Origin of the sequence: Pollutibacter soli, assembly GCA_029269725.1 — a bacterium.
Taxonomy (GTDB): Bacteria; Bacteroidota; Bacteroidia; order Chitinophagales; family Chitinophagaceae; genus Pollutibacter; species Pollutibacter soli.
In genome coordinates this window covers 117380-134840 of the sequence record JARJHS010000007.1, presented here as the reverse complement: position 1 = coordinate 134840, position 17461 = coordinate 117380, and the positions used below count along the sequence as shown (strand labels likewise).

10 protein-coding genes are annotated in these 17461 nt (G+C 42.4%); 1 reads left to right on the top strand and 9 read right to left on the bottom strand.

Annotation, left to right across the window (positions count from 1 at the left end):
- Positions 1 to 129 precede the first annotated feature (129 nt).
- On the top strand, positions 130 to 1815 hold the full coding sequence (locus P2W82_RS17180; RefSeq protein ID WP_336517151.1) for a sulfatase family protein: 1686 nt from the start codon (positions 130 to 132) through the stop codon (positions 1813 to 1815).
- Between the two features lie 123 nt (positions 1816 to 1938).
- Here P2W82_RS17180 and P2W82_RS17175 read toward each other — a convergent pair whose 3' ends face one another.
- From P2W82_RS17175 to P2W82_RS17135, 9 genes are all read right to left on the bottom strand, one after another.
- Positions 1939 to 3426 (bottom strand): sensor histidine kinase, encoded by a 1488-nt coding sequence (locus P2W82_RS17175; protein WP_336517150.1) that lies wholly within the window; start codon positions 3424 to 3426, stop codon positions 1939 to 1941.
- Positions 3419 to 4663: an FIST N-terminal domain-containing protein gene (locus P2W82_RS17170; RefSeq protein WP_336517149.1), complete on the bottom strand. Its 1245-nt coding sequence runs from the start codon at positions 4661 to 4663 to the stop codon at positions 3419 to 3421. Before P2W82_RS17170 ends, P2W82_RS17175 begins: the two co-directional genes overlap by 8 nt.
- 133 nt (positions 4664 to 4796) lie before the next feature.
- Complete coding sequence (locus P2W82_RS17165; protein WP_336517148.1) at positions 4797 to 7319, bottom strand: tetratricopeptide repeat protein; 2523 nt, start codon at positions 7317 to 7319, stop codon at positions 4797 to 4799.
- Positions 7320 to 7546: 227 nt separating this feature from the next.
- Positions 7547 to 7921 carry a response regulator gene (locus P2W82_RS17160; RefSeq protein ID WP_336517147.1) on the bottom strand — a complete coding sequence of 125 codons (375 nt, stop codon included), beginning with the start codon at positions 7919 to 7921 and terminating at the stop codon, positions 7547 to 7549.
- Between the two features lie 248 nt (positions 7922 to 8169).
- Positions 8170 to 10506, bottom strand: coding sequence for an ATP-binding protein (locus P2W82_RS17155; protein ID WP_336517146.1), 2337 nt, complete (start codon positions 10504 to 10506; stop codon positions 8170 to 8172).
- Positions 10507 to 10591: 85 nt separating this feature from the next.
- Positions 10592 to 10960, bottom strand: a complete 369-nt coding sequence (locus P2W82_RS17150) for a hypothetical protein (RefSeq protein ID WP_336517145.1) — start codon at positions 10958 to 10960, stop codon at positions 10592 to 10594.
- Between the two features lie 259 nt (positions 10961 to 11219).
- Positions 11220 to 12248, bottom strand: a complete 1029-nt coding sequence (locus P2W82_RS17145; protein ID WP_336517144.1) for a DUF3500 domain-containing protein — start codon at positions 12246 to 12248, stop codon at positions 11220 to 11222.
- A gap of 376 nt (positions 12249 to 12624) precedes the next feature.
- Complete coding sequence (locus tag P2W82_RS17140) at positions 12625 to 14085, bottom strand: RagB/SusD family nutrient uptake outer membrane protein (RefSeq protein WP_336517143.1); 1461 nt, start codon at positions 14083 to 14085, stop codon at positions 12625 to 12627.
- Entirely contained in the window at positions 14082 to 17093 is a 3012-nt protein-coding gene (locus P2W82_RS17135; protein ID WP_336517142.1) for a SusC/RagA family TonB-linked outer membrane protein, read from the bottom strand. The genes P2W82_RS17140 and P2W82_RS17135 overlap by 4 nt, the downstream gene beginning before the upstream one ends.
- Between the last annotated feature and the right edge of the window lie 368 nt (positions 17094 to 17461).

Genomic DNA, 17461 nt, shown 5'->3' with positions numbered 1-17461 from the left:
ACATTCCAAATGCTGAGCCTCCTGCCTCCCTGCTCCTGCCTAAACTTCCACTTCCAGCTCCCGAGAACCATGGCGCAGGAAAATTTGATTACCTTAAATCATTAATTGACTCTCTTATAATCCATAACAATGATGCTGAAAAAAATATGGATGTCCTTGCTTCTCCTCGTGCAGGCCATAACCGGATTATGTCAAACTCAAAAAGCAGGTCGGCCGAACATTGTCTTCATTATGTCAGACGACCATGCTTACCAGGCCATCTCTGCGTACGATCGTCACTTAATTGAAACACCTAACATTGATCGCATTGCAAAAATGGGCATGTTGTTTATGCAGGCTAGTGTGACCAACTCCATTTGTGCGCCGTCACGCGCCACCATACTTACGGGTAAGCATTCTCATAAAAATGGAAAGATTGATAATCATTTTCCGTTTGATACCACGAATGTTACGTTTCCTCAGTTGCTTCAGAAAGCGGGGTACCAAACAGCCATGTTTGGCAAGCTGCATTTTGGCAATAATCCGAAGGGATTTGATCAGTTTAAGATTCTACCTGACCAGGGGCAGTATTATAATCCTGACTTTATCACAAAGAACGAAGGCAACATTAAGGTGGAAGGGTATGTAACAGATATCATCACTGATATGACACTGGATTGGTTGGAAAAGGAGCGTAAAAAAGACCAACCTTTCCTGCTGATGTATCTGCATAAGGCGCCGCATCGTTCCTGGCTGATGGCTGAGCGGCACCTCGATGAGTATACGAATAAAGTATTCGGAGAACCTACAACACTTTTTGATGACTATAAGGGAAGAGCGACACCTGCTTCAGAAGCAGAGATGAATATCATGCATCATATGGCCTGGTCAGGCGACAATAAAGTATTTCCTGAAGTAATGGATGAATTAGGCATTGCCGAAATCGGCTTCGATAAACAAAGATATAGATATGAAACAGGCCGTTTTACCGCATCTCAAGCGGAGCATTTCAGGAAGGCTTATTCTAAAATAAATGAGGATTTTAAAAAAGCTTATCCTGCCATGAGTGAGAAGGATAAGATGAAATGGAAATACCAACGGTATATGCAGGATTACCTGGGAACTATAAAGGCGGTGGATGAAAACGTGGGACGTGTTCTCGATTACCTGGAAGCAAATAACCTGATGCAAAATACCATTATCGTTTACACTTCCGACCAGGGGTTTTACCTGGGCGAGCATGGATGGTTTGATAAACGCTTTGTGTACGATCAATCTTTTAAAACACCATTGCTCATTGCATGGCCGGGTGTTACAAAAGCAGGAGTAAAATCAGATGAACTTGTGCAGAATCTGGATTTCGCTGAAACTTTTCTGGATGCGGCCGGAGTTAAAATTCCAGAAGACATGCAGGGAGAAAGTCTCGTTCCGTTATTGAAAGGAGACAGGAAAAAATGGACCCGGGAGGAGGTGTATTATCACTACTATGAATATCCTGCCGAGCACATGGTAAATCGCCATTATGCAATCGTGACGAAAGATTACAAGTTAATTCATTACTATTTTGTAGAAGATCAATGGGAGTTAATCGATCGCAAAAAAGATCCGGATGAACTTAAAAATGTATATAACGATCCTGCATACGAGAAGATCAAAAAAGACCTGCACCAGCGACTTGATAGATTGAGAAAAAAATATCAGGACAATACATCTTTAAGCCAGGAGTACATCGACAAGTTTATGGATGATGCCAGTAGAGGAAAAGTGTTTGGAGTCAGCAAGGAAAAGGTAAAAGCTATCCAGGAAAGACGGGCTAAGATTGAGGGGCAGAAATGATGACGGCGATTTGTTTTTCGTTGTTCGTTGTTCGTTTTTCGTTGTTCGTTAGTAGCCAGTAATAGTTTACATTTATTTCCACATGTAAACAGAAAAGAAATCACGTACAATCGTTAGATAAAATCAGACAGGAATTGTAATGGTAAACTCTGATCCCATACCCGGATTTGATTTCACATTCAACTCTCCATTATGTCTTTTGGTGATGATATCATAACTGAGGCTCATTCCTAAACCGGTGCCCTGGCCCGTGGGTTTGGTTGTAAAAAAAGGCTGGAAAATTTTGGCTTTAACCTGGTCAGTCATACCAATACCATTATCAGAAACTGTGATAAAAACATTGCTGCCATTTAGCCTCGTGGAGACTTTTACCATCGGCGAATAGGAAGATTGCTGTTTTTTTCTTTCCGCAACTGCATAAAATGCATTGTTGAAAAGATTCAAAAGTACGCGCCCGATTTCCTGGGGTATGATATGCACTTTATTTGCACCGGGATCGAAATCAGTTTCGAGCGCAGCATTGAAGGTTTTGTCTTTTGCACGATGCCCATGATACGCAAGCCGCAAATATTCATCCGCAAGTGCATTGAGATCAGCATGTTCTTTTACGCCGGCATTGGTTCTGGAATGCTGCAGCATGGATTTAACTATGCTGTCTGCTCGTTTTCCGTGATGTGAGATCTTTTCATTGTTATTCCTGATCTCATTCAGCAAAGACTGCTGTGCTTCCTGATTTCCATTTTTGATTTCTTCATCCAGTTCTTCTGCAAGCTCTTCGTTGACTTCAGAAAAATTGTTTACAAAATTCAGCGGGTTTTGTATTTCGTGTGCGATGCCTGCGGTCAGTTCGCCAAGCGATGCCATTTTTTCTTTCTGAATCAACTGATCCTGCGCTGCCTTCAATTCGTTGAGTGTTTGTTCCAGTAGAAGTTTCTGGTCAGTAATGATTCTATTTTCATTTTCAACAACGGATTTTTGCAACTTCAGATCCAACAAGTTGCGGTTTTGGATCATTGAATTTATCCATAAGGTTACCGCAATAAGCATATCAGCATCATTCTTATCCAGGGCAGGACTGAAAGGCATTTTCTCATGTCGTCTGCCAGCAACTATAAAGGCTTTTTGAGATTCATTCAGAATTACCGGGACCATGATGTAGTATTTCACCGGTAAAAATGAAGCAAGCATGTTGGCATCAGTAAGCTCATTTGATCTGTTGACCAGCACGTACTTTTCATCTGTATTCAATGAAATGGGAATTGCCTGGTTGAACATTCCGTCATTTAGTTCTTCTGCAAAACCAAGTGAATGACTGACATAAAATTGACTCATGTTTTGACCGGGCATCAATACTAATACATAGTCCATTCCGGAATTCATCAGGATATTTTTACAGACTTCAATAAATATTTCCTCAATCGTCATTGACAAAACATCCTTTGTCTGCAAAATGCTCAGTACAGCCAGTGCATCATTTTTCTGCTTAAGAACATGTCTTAGTGAGGATACAATAAAATCGTGACGTATATTTTCTGCGGAGAGTTCGTCCAGTTTTTTCTTATAGTAAGCAATTTTTTTATCGCGCTCATCTTCAAAGGAATTGTCACTCATGGGTAGTGTTTTCACTTATAATACAAAGTACACCTGTCCAGTCCAGTGCTTTCACCTCCTTGCCCACATTTGCGATTTCAACTCCTGAAAAGATGCCGAAAAACGGAAGACCTTTTAATTGCTGATATACTTCAAGTGATTCTTCCTGCTGCAAGCCGGAAAAACCGGACACGCGACCCAGACAGTCGATGTATAATGCTGCAAGAGGTTTTGCAGATCCCACTTTCTCAAAAAGCTTTTCAACCTGCAGACCGATATATTTAAAATCGATATTGCGTTGCATCAATTGAATTTCTGAGCCTGTTTCCAGGTCTGTTTCAAACATGATCAATGCCTTGTTTTCCTGATCGATTCCAAAACAAAGTCTGCTGGCATACAATTCTTCCTGGTAATCACCATACTTATCACCCGTATTCACACCAAGCGTAACCAGTAATGGAAATTCTTCCCATGGAACAGAACCACCCATCAGCTTATCGATAAACGCCAGTGCAGGCGTTCCATCAATTTCATAAATCACATTTTTTGCTGCGCGGGTGATAGTGTGATAGTCACTCATCGGCTTTGTACCATGCATGATCACTGTATCCATTTTCAACCGGCCGGAAACAGATAACGCTCCGATCAGATTTCGCTGAATCTTATTTTCGATCCATACCTGGCAGGGATGAACAACCTGTATATCACCCCAGGCTCCTATCCCTGCAATCTTTGGCCAGTAACCATACCCTTCTTTAAAACCCTGAAGTATTGGAGTTGCAAGATTCAATTCCGGTGTGCCTTCCGTTGAAGTTGTTTTGATAGAGTCGTAGAAAAACAACAAACCATGTTCGTCGGGAAGATTCGCATTTTTAATTTTTTCTGCAAGTTTTTTCCCTGCATCAAACTCTCTATCATTAATATTTTCTTCTGAAAAAAAATGAAAGCCAGGTGGATCTGATGAAATGATGAGTCCGCCAGAAAGCGCACCTGTATATGAAATGAAATCGTTACAGATCAAACCTGTAGTCGTGCAGCCGAGAACATCAATGTCTTCACCAATAACAGATTTCACTCCTGCGATCAGGTTGTTTACATTATGATGCGGTGTTGCAAAAAGAAGTAATAATGTTTGCCCGGATAACACCAGGTCACTCTGCATTGATTCTGCGATTTCACGACCTGCATCAAAAGAGTTTAACAGCTGGCTATACCCTGTAGCCACGCTGGATACCAATGGTGATGGATCTTTTATCATAAAAATGTTTAAGTCGGGCGACAGTAAACAGGCTATAGGTGTGGCGTTAGTATAGGGGATCGAACTGAGTGTACTGTTAATTTACTGAATAATTTCATCGCAAATGAATATTTAATTCGCGCATATGTGTTGATCAGCTCACAGGTAATTTGATTAAGAATTCAGCTCCAATAGGCGAATCCATAAGTTTAATTTCTCCCCCATGCGCTTTGATGATATCGTAACTTAAACTCAATCCAAGACCTGTTGCAGTGCCCGTAGGTTTAGTAGTAAAAAAGGGTTGAAATATTTTGCTTTTTATATTTTCAGGAACCCCCACACCGTTGTCTGAAACTTTTAGCCATATAAACCCATCCTTTTCAAAACTGGTCACCGCGACTTCCGGTTTAAATTCTCTGTGGGAAATTTTGTGGTCGAAGGGAAGTATTTCGGGTCTAGATTCTTTTGAAAGACCGGTATTATCAGAACCTCCATTTACCACTTCGGCAGCAGCAAGTACCGGTTCATTCTCTGCCATTGCTTTGGCGCGAACCGAATAAAATGCATTATTGAATAAATTCAGGAATACACGACCGAGTTCCTGTGGCACCACAGCAATTTTCCGGATGGATGGATCAAGAATGGTCGTCAATTGAACTTCGAAAGATTTATGGAACCCATCATCCTGATCACGCAGATTCAATCCTTGTTTGCCGGAAAGAAATGCATGATAGGAAATGCGCAAATATTCATCCGCCAGTAAATTGATATCGATGAGTTCTTTCTGCCCCACGTTGAATCTTGAATGCTGTAACATGGATTTTACAATTCCATCGGCGCGCTTTCCGTGGTGATTAATCCTGGATTCATTTTCTTTTATTTCAGCTGTAATTTTTAAAGCTTCATCAATATTTCCAGATCTCAATTCCTCTGCCAGTTCATCCGCCATCTCTTTGTTCACGTCGGAAAAATTATTGATGAAATTGAGTGGATTTTGTATTTCGTGCGCGATGCCCGCAGTCAGTTCGCCCAGCGATGCCATCTTTTCTCTCTGTACCAGTTGTGCCTGCGCAGCTTTCAGATCAGTGAGTGCTTCTTCCGCCTTTTCACGACTTGCAACAATTTCAGCGTTTTTTGTAGTCAGCAACTGGTTTGTTTTCTGCTTCTGTCTGTTATTACGAATCAGAATAAATGCAAGTAATAAAATGAGCGCAAGGACACCGGCCATTGCATTCCTGATAATTGTTTGTCTTGCCCGTTGCGCTTCACTGATTTCTTTATCCTTGTTCAGCAATGCGATTTCCTTGTCTTTGGTGTCAAGCTCATGTGCAGATTCCAGTCGTCCGATTTCCCTCGACTTTGACTCATTGAAAAGAGAATCTTTTATTTTTACCGCTTCCTCGTAATATTTCAACGCCAGCGGAAATTCATTTCTTCGCTTATGCACTTCCGATAGTGAAAAATAGGCAGTCTGTAACCTTAAAGCAGATCCTGACGATACAGCTTCTTTATATGCTTCGTTCGCATAATCCAATGCCACTCTATGGTGGCCCATCTCACTGTGCAGGCCGGCAAGGTTATTCAGCACGGACATCAATGCATCTTTCTGACCTTGCTTCCTGAATGTGGCTTCTGCTCTTTGGTAATATCCTAATGCACCGGGAAGATCTTTTTTCAGGTATAAAGTCATCCCGATACCTTGTCCTGCCATTGCAGCAAGATCATCTTCTTTAAGTTTTTCAGCATCTCCCAGGCTTCTACGGAAGTAAATCAAAGCTGAATCAAGATTCTTCATGCTTTGATGTGCAACACCAATATTGGTTTGTGAAAGAATCCGATCTCGATGATTATGAATTTCGTCGTGCAGAGACATCGACCGTCTGAAATATACCAGCGCCTCATTGAAATTTTTCTGGTCAGAATAAACGCTGCCGATGTTACCAAGTGTAGTCGCCATGTGCCGTCGATCGTCGATGGTTTCCAGAATTTTCAATGCTTCAAAATGATTTTTCAGGCTGTTGGTGAAATCTCCCTTGGCAGAATAAGTTGCACCGATATTATCCAGGCTGAGCGCTTCATCCATTTTCATATTCCGTGCCCTGAACAAGCTGAGTCCTTTCTGCTGATATAAAAGCGTTGTATCATATTTCCCGAGGAAGAAATAGATGGCGCCCATATTCATCAAACAGTTCACAATCCCCGCTGAATCCTTTATTTCTGCATAGATATCGGATGCTTTCTGAAAATAATCGACGGCCACGGGAAACTCATTCGAGTAAAAAGCAATGTTGCCTAGATTCATCAAACTGCTTGCCTTGCCCGTTTTGTTCTTTGCTTCATCGGCAATTTTAATGGCTTCGAGATAAAAATTCTTTGCTGTGTCATACTCGCCCTGGCTCATGAGAATTACGCCAACACGGTTATAGGCGCGTATCAACCCGTGACTATAAGAAAGTTTTTCCGACAAAGCCAGCGCCTCTCTACCATAAATGATGGCTTCGTCCGGAACGGTATTGCGTAATTCCCAGCATAGGTTATTCAGCACATTAACCTTCGTTGTGTCATCAGGTCTGTTGAGGAGGCGCTTCAGACTATCGACATTCATAGGCTGAGCAGTTACGGCAATGGAAACAAGCCCGAAAATGATATTAAACAACATCAGTATGCTCTTCTTCATACCGTATCTATTGTGTTGAAAAGGGTGCCCGGGAATTTTTTTTCGCCTGATAATGGATATCAGAAATCAGTAAGCCGGAGGGAAACGGTAGCGGGTATGGAATTTAAGCTGAGAACTGTAACAGTAGAGAAATTATTTATGTCAGTGTAAGCTCTTCAGGCGGCAATGCTATTCCGAATAAATACATTGCAGACGACAACTGTTTAGCTGACAAAATAATGGATGAGCTAGGAAGCAGGTTTGAGTTTTTCTTTCAGCAAAGCAAAGTCTACCGGTTTCGTCAGGAAATCATCTGCGCCCAGATTTATCGCTGTATTGTAATTCTCTGCATCACCATATGCAGTGATCATCATCACAACGGGTGGCGGTGTCTGGTATGTGCGTTTAATTTCTGCCAGCAGCTCAAGCCCGCTCATTCCTGGCATGTTGATGTCGGATAAAATTAAAAGATTTTCATCCTTATGCTCGTCGAGATAAGTAAGCGCATCCTTACCAGAATGTGCAAATGCAAAATTCATCTCCTGGTTTCTTATTTCTCTGCGAAAACGTTGCTCAAATAACGTTTTTACATCGTGCTCATCATCAACAACCAAAATTTTCATATCAGTTAGCTATTGCTATTAAATGAATGAAATCCTATTACAACAACCCGCCGAAGATACTATCAATTTTCCAGCCGGGGGCATTAATAATAATTTAAAAATTATGCTTCCAGGTCGTTTTGCACCGGGTTTTTTAACGGTAGAGAAAATTCATTTTTTCTTCTTATAAAAAAGCGGCTCTGTATTGAATATCAATTCTTATCAGACGCTGATGACAAAATCGGGTAGGGAAAATTCTACTGAATAACTTAAGTGCCTGGATTCAATATCACGGTAAATTCAGTACCCAGGGCTTCGGTACTTCTCACTTTGATATCACCACCATGGGCTTTGACAATATCATAAGACAAAGACAGGCCGAGGCCTGTACCCTGCCCTGTCGGTTTTGTAGTGAAAAAAGGCTGAAATATTTTATCGATAAGATCATCGGGAATGCCATTACCGTTGTCTTTTACAATGATTTCGACACCTTTTCCGGTATTTTTTGTAGATAATGTGACTGTGGGTTCATAACCAGGAATATGCTGCCTCGATTTAACATTAACGGAATAGAAAGCATTGTTTAACAGATTAAGAATCACGCGGCCTATATCCTGCGGCACAATATTTACCAGCTGGAGGTTGTTTTCAAACTCCGCTTTTAATGTTGCGTTGAAACTTTTATCCTTTGCGCGGAGACCATGGTATGCCAACCTGAAATATTCGTCGCAAAGTGTGTTGATATCCGTCAATTCTTTTTGCCCGGTACTGATCCTAGTGTGCTGCAACATTCCTTTTACGATCGAATCAGCCCGCCTGCCATGATGATTTATTTTCAGTGAATTGTCCTTGATATCGTTTGAGATCGCAAGCGCTTCCTCCATATTTCCCGATCGTAGCTCAGCCTGCAGTTCGTCCACCATTTCAATATTGACTTCAGAAAAATTGTTTACAAAATTCAAAGGGTTCTGAATTTCATGTGCAATGCCTGCGGTAAGTTCACCAAGACCAGCCATTTTTTCGCTCTGGATCAATTGTGCCTGCGTCGATTTCAATTCCTGCAGTGTTTCTTCCAGTTTGCCTTTTTGTTCGGTCAGTTCCTGGTTGGATTGTTGTTTTTGACGGTTATTACGGTAAAGAACAAACGCAATTACCAAAAACGCAACGAGGCCACCGATCAGTCCATAAATTTTTATACGGTTGCGATATCGCTCTGCTGTGATTCTTTCCTGTTGCTCGAGTTGCTGTACACGTGCCGTTTCATTAAAGTCAAGGACCTGAAACTGGCGGAGCTTTTCATTATTGTAAAGACTATCCTTCAGCACCGTTGCCATTTGCAGATACTTGTATGCACTGTCTGGCTGGCCTCCGGCTTTGTACATTTCTGATAGAGTAAACACCACTTCAGCTACATATGCATCTTTGTTCTCGCCCCAGCTCTGCAGATTAGATAAATTATTCTCATATACCGAGAATGCAGATCGTGCATATGCAATGGCTGAATCCGGCTGCCCTGCATTGCGGAATAACTTTGAAATACCCAGCAGCGACATACCATTAACGACGGCTGAGTACACAGAAGCATTGTAGAAAATTGCATTCCTGTAATTTCTGAAAGCGGAGTCCGGTTGATTTTTTGACCGGTAGATATCACCCAGCAACAACGATTTAAAAGCCATTCCGGAGGTTGCCGTGAGTAAGTTACCATTGACAGGCTGGGATATATAAAACAGCGAAGAATCAAGATCATTCAATCCGTAAAAGCATTCGGCCAACTGGTAATCAGAGAGCCATTTCATATGCTGGTAAGCCTCTGTATCTGGTGGCAGTGACTTCAGTGTGGTATAACTAAGTCGTGCATACCTGAGTGCGTTTGGATAATCTTTTATAGAAAGGTAGGTATTGGATATAGATCGGAACGCATCAGCTAGATATAACGGATCATTTCTTTTTTCCGCCACGCGCAGATTCTCAAAGCGTAGCTCTAACGCCCTCGGATAGTTGCCCAGCGAGCTGAATAAATTAGCCAACACTTCCCGCGATGATCCCAGGTCTTCCCATAAACTGGTTTCATCAGATGCACTGATCTCCTGGTACAATTTCAGGGTTTCCTGTGCATAATATTGTGCGGAATCGATATTGAAAAACTCAGAAAAGAAGCCGTAATTCCTGGCAATGGCATCCAGTAATTTCACGCGACCGGTATCTGATGTTTCGCGCTGCAACTTGAGTTTCTTATCAACAAATAACTGGTCCCTCCAGTTATCCACCCTGGCAGTTAACGTAGTATCAGAATTAATTTTGACATTACGATCAAACACCTCGTTACCGTCCAGTTCTTTTTCCACACTGAGCCAGCTCCCGCGATGAAATTTATACCTCATATCACCTGCCGGCAAATCGAGCGTTATGCCATATTGACGATTTCCCAGCGGTTGCATCAGGTACTTATTATTCGCAGTAGAATCCCAGTTATTGAAGGTGCCAGTTATGTAAATGCTGTCGTGGGGAATGGCTGTATTTTCATTTAAAATAAACCGCACTTTATATTGTGAGGTCGCATACAAGGCCGGGAAAAGGCATAAAAGGAAAAGGAACTTTCTCATAACAGACATAAACGATTGCGAAATCACTGACCTGACCGCTAACATGAAATTGGAAAATAAGCCGAATTAGTGGGAATCAAATTTATTATCTGTGGCATTGTTGTACACTTATTTCCTCCACCCTGAATGACGAGGAATTAATCACTCCATGCAAATCATCAATATTAATCATGTTGATCACCTCATCATGAATCTCGATAGGAAATTCGAAGGCCGGGAGCAGAAGACGAAGGCCGGGTGTCAGATAGAATCCGTCAAATAATTTGGCGAATTGCCGGGCTATCGGGGGAAGAGGTATAGATACTTTTTTACATTCGTCATCGGCATTCCCAAATGGGTACATACAATCCGCCGCAACATACACATCAGGAAATATATCTTTTAATGCAATGGCGATTGCGCAGTGGGTTCCGTTTTCAGGAGACTGGTGGCCGCAATTTTTTGATTGCTCCAAAATCTCTTTTGTTATTGCTATGTTGAAATGAACAGACACTATGCACCGTTTTGATTTGAAATTTCCACTGATCTTTTCATATCTAAGCTACAACTCTGTTTTCAAAAAAATACATATCCGCGTATAATCGATCAAAACCAAAGGTTAAACGCAGAAAGCTAAACCTGGGCCTCAGTGGCTGGAGCTATTCGTAACAATAGCAGGGTTGTAATCTTTACAGCATATATCAACGACATCGGCCAGCGTTGAACGTGGAACGTCAATGTTTCTCGTGTTTGTAATGCGTCAATAGTTCATCGCCTCCGAAATCATTTTTCAGATCACGGACTACGGTATGCACATGGTTGGCATTGTTTTGCGTGTTATCATATTCGATTATAATCGTCGGGCCGTGGATGCGATAATAATGCGGGTGGCCGGGACCGGTAGCTAATTCACCCGCCCATGCAAAACGGAGATTACTGAGTCCGGCCTTTTCGATGTCGCCCATCATTGCCAAAGCGAGCGCTTTTGTATATCGTTGGATATAGATGCTTAATAATTCAAGAAGTAGTTTTTGTTGAGACGATGAAAGTTCGCTATACAAAATTCCTTTAGGATCGCTGATCATGGCAATGCGACTGTTCCCGGTGACGATTTCTGCAGGGGCCTTGGTTTGAATCACTGCTTTTAATTGCTGACTGGCATCCAGGGATCTCACCAGCGCCAGTCCCGTTTCCGTTTCACTTTTAAGTATCTGTTTTCCTTTTTCAGGACCAGATAATACAATACCCGGATTTGATCCAAGAAATGACGGGGTTCCTGAAAACAGTTTCCCGTTTCTGGATGAAAAATTAAAGGCGACGTGGTGACCTTCAAAACGCCAGCCCCAGATGTTATCTGCTGAAGGATTTCCGAAGAGGGAGAAATAATATTTCCCCGGATGACGGTAATCATCATTTGCGGATCTGCCCTCCACTTCGCGAAGCACATTCTCCAACTGCACGATAGAGATTGTTTTTCCATAACCGGAATCACTCAACGCGATACGCAGTAATGCTAACCCCGCTTCGCGTTGAGTTGTGCTCAACTCTCTCAAGGGAATGCCTTTCCTGTCCATCGGTACATAATGCCAATGAAATCTTTCATCATCAGTAAAAGCAAATTGTACTTTCTGTTTCTGGTCAGCGGAAAGGGCTGCCAGGAACTTTTGTGCAGCAGCCGACATATTTTCTTTTATCGCCTTCTGTGCACACACAGGTAACACGCAAAGGCAGGCAAATAGCAGCAATATTGAATTTCGAAACATACAACGGGAGTGTACAGAAAGGTAAGAATAAAAAGAAAGTTTATAGGTTTTAAGAGTTAGGTTTTAAGTTAGCCTAAGCAATAGCCAAATGCATCCGGCTACAAACAGGATGCTTCTTCCGGAGCATGAACGAACCTGTTGACGCAACGAGAGATGAATCTGGCTATTGCTTAGGTTAGCTTATAACCTAATACCTAAAACTTTTCTCTTTCAGGCTATTTCCTACCCATCTACATACCCGCCCTTCGGGCGGCTGCAAACAGGATGCTCCTTCCGGAGCATGAACGAACCTGCTGTATCAACGAGAAATGAATCTGGCTCTTGCTTAGGTTAACTTATACCCTAACACCTAAAACTTATAACTTTTCGTCTTTCCTCAATACCCCGGATTTTGCTGATCACGTATATTGGGGTTTGCATCCAGTTCCGTTTGCGGGATCGGTAAAATTCTACGGAAATTATCAGCTGCAATTGTCAGTGGGACATTGCCGGGATAATTCGCTGACATGTTGATACGGTTCACCGGAAGATTATACCGCGCAAGATCCCAGTAACGCTGACCTTCAAAAGCAAGTTCTTTCCTTCGTTCTGTGAGTATATCATTGAACAAGGCCTGGCCGGATGAACTATATCCTGCAAAAGCGGGATCACGTTCAGCTACAAGCTCATTGAGATAATCCAATGCAAGCGATTCGTTTCCGGACTGAAATGCAGCTTCAGCTGCAGTAAGATAAACCTCGGACAACCGCAGTACTTTAAACTCATCGGGATCAGCACTGCTGCTGTTGGGATATTTGTTTACCACTTTCACATCGCCGCGAATAGGACTGCTGGTGAGAAAAAGCTGCCGACGTACATCAGTGGCAGAAAACATTACATAGAATGCGTCTGCGGCCAATGCATCTCCATAACCTTGCTGATCGTAAAAATAATCCAGCGCATCAATGCCGGCATTCTGCACCGCATCAAAAGCAACTTCAAATAACACTTCAACCTTATCTGTTCTTGGTGTGTTTCGTTTCCAGAAATCTACAACACCTTGTGCCGGTACCAGTGTGAATCCCGAATTATCGATGATATCCTGGCTTGTGGTCAGTGCCTTTGACCATTCATGCTTAAACAGGTACAAACGTGCAAGCAAAGCCTTTGCTGCGTAGCTGGTGAAAAAACCTGAAGAATTATCAACCGATAAATCCGGAATTGCTTTTGAAAGATCGTCTTCAATTTGTGCATACACTTCAGCGATGCTGTTTCTTTCCGGTTTCAATTTCGGATCGTAAGTAAGAACAATCGGAACACCTAAACCTGATGGATCCACCTGGTAAGGTTTTGCATAATGTTTTACCAATTCAAAATACATCAATGCCCGGATTGCCCTGGCCTCAGCGCGGTACTGATCTACCTTCCCGGAACTGGCAAGTTCGCTATTGATGATATTATTCGCACGAAGGATAGTCGTATATGCGTTCTGCCATATGGCTGATGCATTGGTATTGTTCACCGTATAGTTTACCTGGAAAAAATCAAGATAGCGGTTACTGTTGATGGCACTGATATATACATTGTCGGCAATCAGGTCTCCAAATAAAGGCAGTGTCCTTCCGAAAAGATTACTGTTCCTCAGGGTTCCATAGGCTCCATTCAGTGCGGCACCCATATCGGCTTCATTGGAAATGGCTATGTCTGCAGAAACATCACTATATGGCTCCAGTTCCAAAAAATCCTTACTGCAGGAAACGGAAAAAATAACCAGGATCAGCACGCTGGCAACGATATTAAAAATTTTATTCTGAGCTTTCATGTCTTTTCTTTTTAAGATGAAATTTCCCGTTCTCATAATTGAATATTTACTCCGAACGTTACTGATTTAGGAATATAAAACTGTATATCGCTTGTACCGTTGATCGGTTGCTCCGGGTCGATGGTTATCTGATCATCAAATGCTTTCGTCCAGAGGTTGGTGCCGCGCACATATAAACTCAGTTTCGTCAGGTGTAGTTTGCTGATAATGTTCTGTGGAAGATCAACACTTAAAGTGACATTCCTTAAACGGAGATAATCTCCTTTATTGAAATACCTGGTTGAATTAATATTTGATCCTGTTGAATTGAAAAAATCATACCTGGGCACCGTGGTAACATCTCCAGGTTTCTGCCACCGCTGTAATTGCTTTGTATATTGATTGAGACTACCAAAAGCTCCATCACCAAGAAAAAGAAATGCCCATGAGTCAAACACATAATTTCCATACTGATAATTCAGCTGCGCACTCAGGGAAACAAACTTATAAGTAAGCGATGTGTTCACTCCTCCGAAACCTTTGGGTGAAAGGCTGCCGTAAATAGCACGTTCTGCTGCTCCGAAATCACTTGTCCTGCTTCCTTTCGACGCATCAGTATACCATTCCGGATCACCGGTTTCAGGATTTGCTCCCGCCCACAGGTAAGTATAAATTGATTGTACGTCTTTACCCACCTGCTGGATATAAGGATCATTGATAATTTCGTTTACACCATCACGTAATTTGGTAATTTTATTCTTGTTCCATGCTGCATTAAAGCCGATCTGCCAGGTGAAGTTTCTGGTTTGCACAGGTATCGCGTTCAGTGTAATTTCAAATCCTTTGTTTTCCATTGCGCCGATATTGTTCTTGAATGAATTAAATCCGCTGGTTTGCGAAAGTGGTTCATCCAGGAGCAGCCTTTCTGTTTTACGGATATACCAGTCCAACTCTACTGTTACCCGGTTCTTGAAAACTCCTGCTTCCAGTCCGATGTCAAATGGCTTGTTCTGTTCCCATGTCAATCCGGGATTACCTACACTTCCCGGAACGCTTGCTGGCAGTCCGTTATAGGAACCATTAAAAGAATACAATGCGCGTGAGTCGTAGTTGCCGATACCCGCATTACCATTAACACCATAGGAAGCACGTAACTTGAGTGCTGATAAAAATTTGATACCCTGTAAAAAATTTTCCTGGTCAACATTCCATGCGGCACCGACACTCCAGAAAGTTCCGTAACGTGTATCAGATCCAAAACGCGATGATCCATCGCGACGGATGCTACCTGAAAGAATATATTTATCGAGATAACCGATCTGTGCTTTTGACAACAAAGATGTAAACGCATAGTCAGATCCGCTCACACCAACAGATATCGGTGTTGCCACAGAAGGATACCTGAGTAAGGTGGTTTGCGGAACTCCTGTTCCATTGGCTGCCTGTACATAAGCTTTTGATTTTTGCGCTTCGTAACCAGCAGTGACAGAGCCGTCGAGTTTATCATTCCATGCTTTGAAATTATAATCGACGAGGTTGGTCCAGACCCAATTGTACAGACGGGTGTAATTGTTATAAAAAGCGCCTGATGTTCCAGGATCCGCAGTTGCCGCATCACCGAAAAAAGGATTATTGTAAAATATTTCTTCAATGTTGTTATAGTCTACCCCATACCGTGAGCTTAATTTCAGGTTTGGAAGTATTTTATATTCTGCAAACACTGAACCCAGTCCTTTAAGAGTATTGTTCTGCTGGCGATCATATTGCTGTATTGCCAGCGGATTAAATATCTGGTAAAACACTGTCGGATCATAATTGGGTGAACCATCGGCATTAAATGCTTCCTGGGTGGGTAACAAAGCCATTGCTGCAAGCATTGGATTTCTGAAAAATCCACTTTCCGTTTCTCCCGTTTGTCTGAATGTGGAAATATTGATGTTGGTTCCTACGGAAAAATGTTTGTCGACATTATGCTTTAACGAAAGCTGAGCAGAGTATCTTTTAAAATCAGAGCCGATGACTACACTCATTTGTTTGAAGTATCCACCCGATAGATAGAATGTTGTTTTTGCATCTCCGCCTGACACGGAGGCATTGATCTGCTGCTGTTGTCCTTGTCGTTTCACCAGGTCAAGCCAGTCGTAATTTGCGGTGGTGTTGTATCCCAAACTGTTCAGGACATCTTCAGCATCGGCGGGAGAACCGCCGATATTAAGTACGCCTTCAGTAGTCAGTTCTTTAAATTGTTCCCTGTTTAGCGGTACCGCGGCATCAGGTAAAAATGCAATGTCATTTTTACCAAATTCAGCATCCACGCGTACAACAGCTTTACCCGCGCGTCCTTTTTTTGTGGTGATCAGTATAACACCGTTCGCTGCTCTTGAACCATAAATGGATGCCGATGCAGCATCTTTTAAAACTGATATACTTTCGATATCGTTTGCGTTGATGGTAGCGAGAAGGTTACTGGAATTGGTCAGCCCCGAAACATCACCGGAATTTACCGGAACACCATCGATCACATACAATGGCTCAGCAGAAGCATTAATGGATCCAATACCACGAATGCGGATCTGCTGGAATGAACCCGGCTGACCGGAAGGAGATACAGATTGAAGTCCGGCAATTTTACCTTGCAGCATCTGCTCTACCGTGGGCATGGGAATATTGGCTACGGCGTTCCCCTGTAATTTCCCAACTGCTCCAGTTATTTTTTTCCTGTTTTGTTCCCCATAGGCTACGGACACCACCACTTCCTGCAATGCAGTAGATGTCCTCTCGAGCATCACAGAATAGTCTGTTCGATCTGGATTAATATTTATCTCCCGCGTAATGAATTCAGCACTGCTGAAAACAAGTGTTTTCGCATCTGCTGGTACGGAAAGCCGGAACGCGCCATTACCGTCGGTAGTCGTGCCCAGATTGGTTCCTTTAACACCGACCGAAACTCCCAGGGCTGCAGTACTGTCCCTTGCATCAATAACCCGGCCCGTAATAACCGTTTGCGAAAATGCTGAGGTAAAGCCAATAAGCAAAATGGCAGCTAGCATTAGTACATACTTCATACTAAATTTTTTTGAAAATATTGAGGTAAAGAATGCTGACTTCGAAAACTGAAAATGATGAAGTGGGAGCACGGCAAACATGCTGATCGCTGTGTTCTTTCTATTTCATCCCGGATCGAAGTCAGAAAAAATGAAAATGTTTTTTTGTTTTCTCCACACCTGAATTCTCAATGCGGTGGCTGAGCATTGAAATAAATCCAGGCAAGAAATTGGTCTTATGCAGAGTCTTTATCCTGCTCATTAGATATCATTGCACATACAAATGATGCATGAAAAACAGTGGCGTGACGCTTTAAATGGGGTATTATTTCCCGAAGCATTGTTATGAAGTCCTGAAGTGCGGAAAAGCGGACCTGAAGTAATTGGAG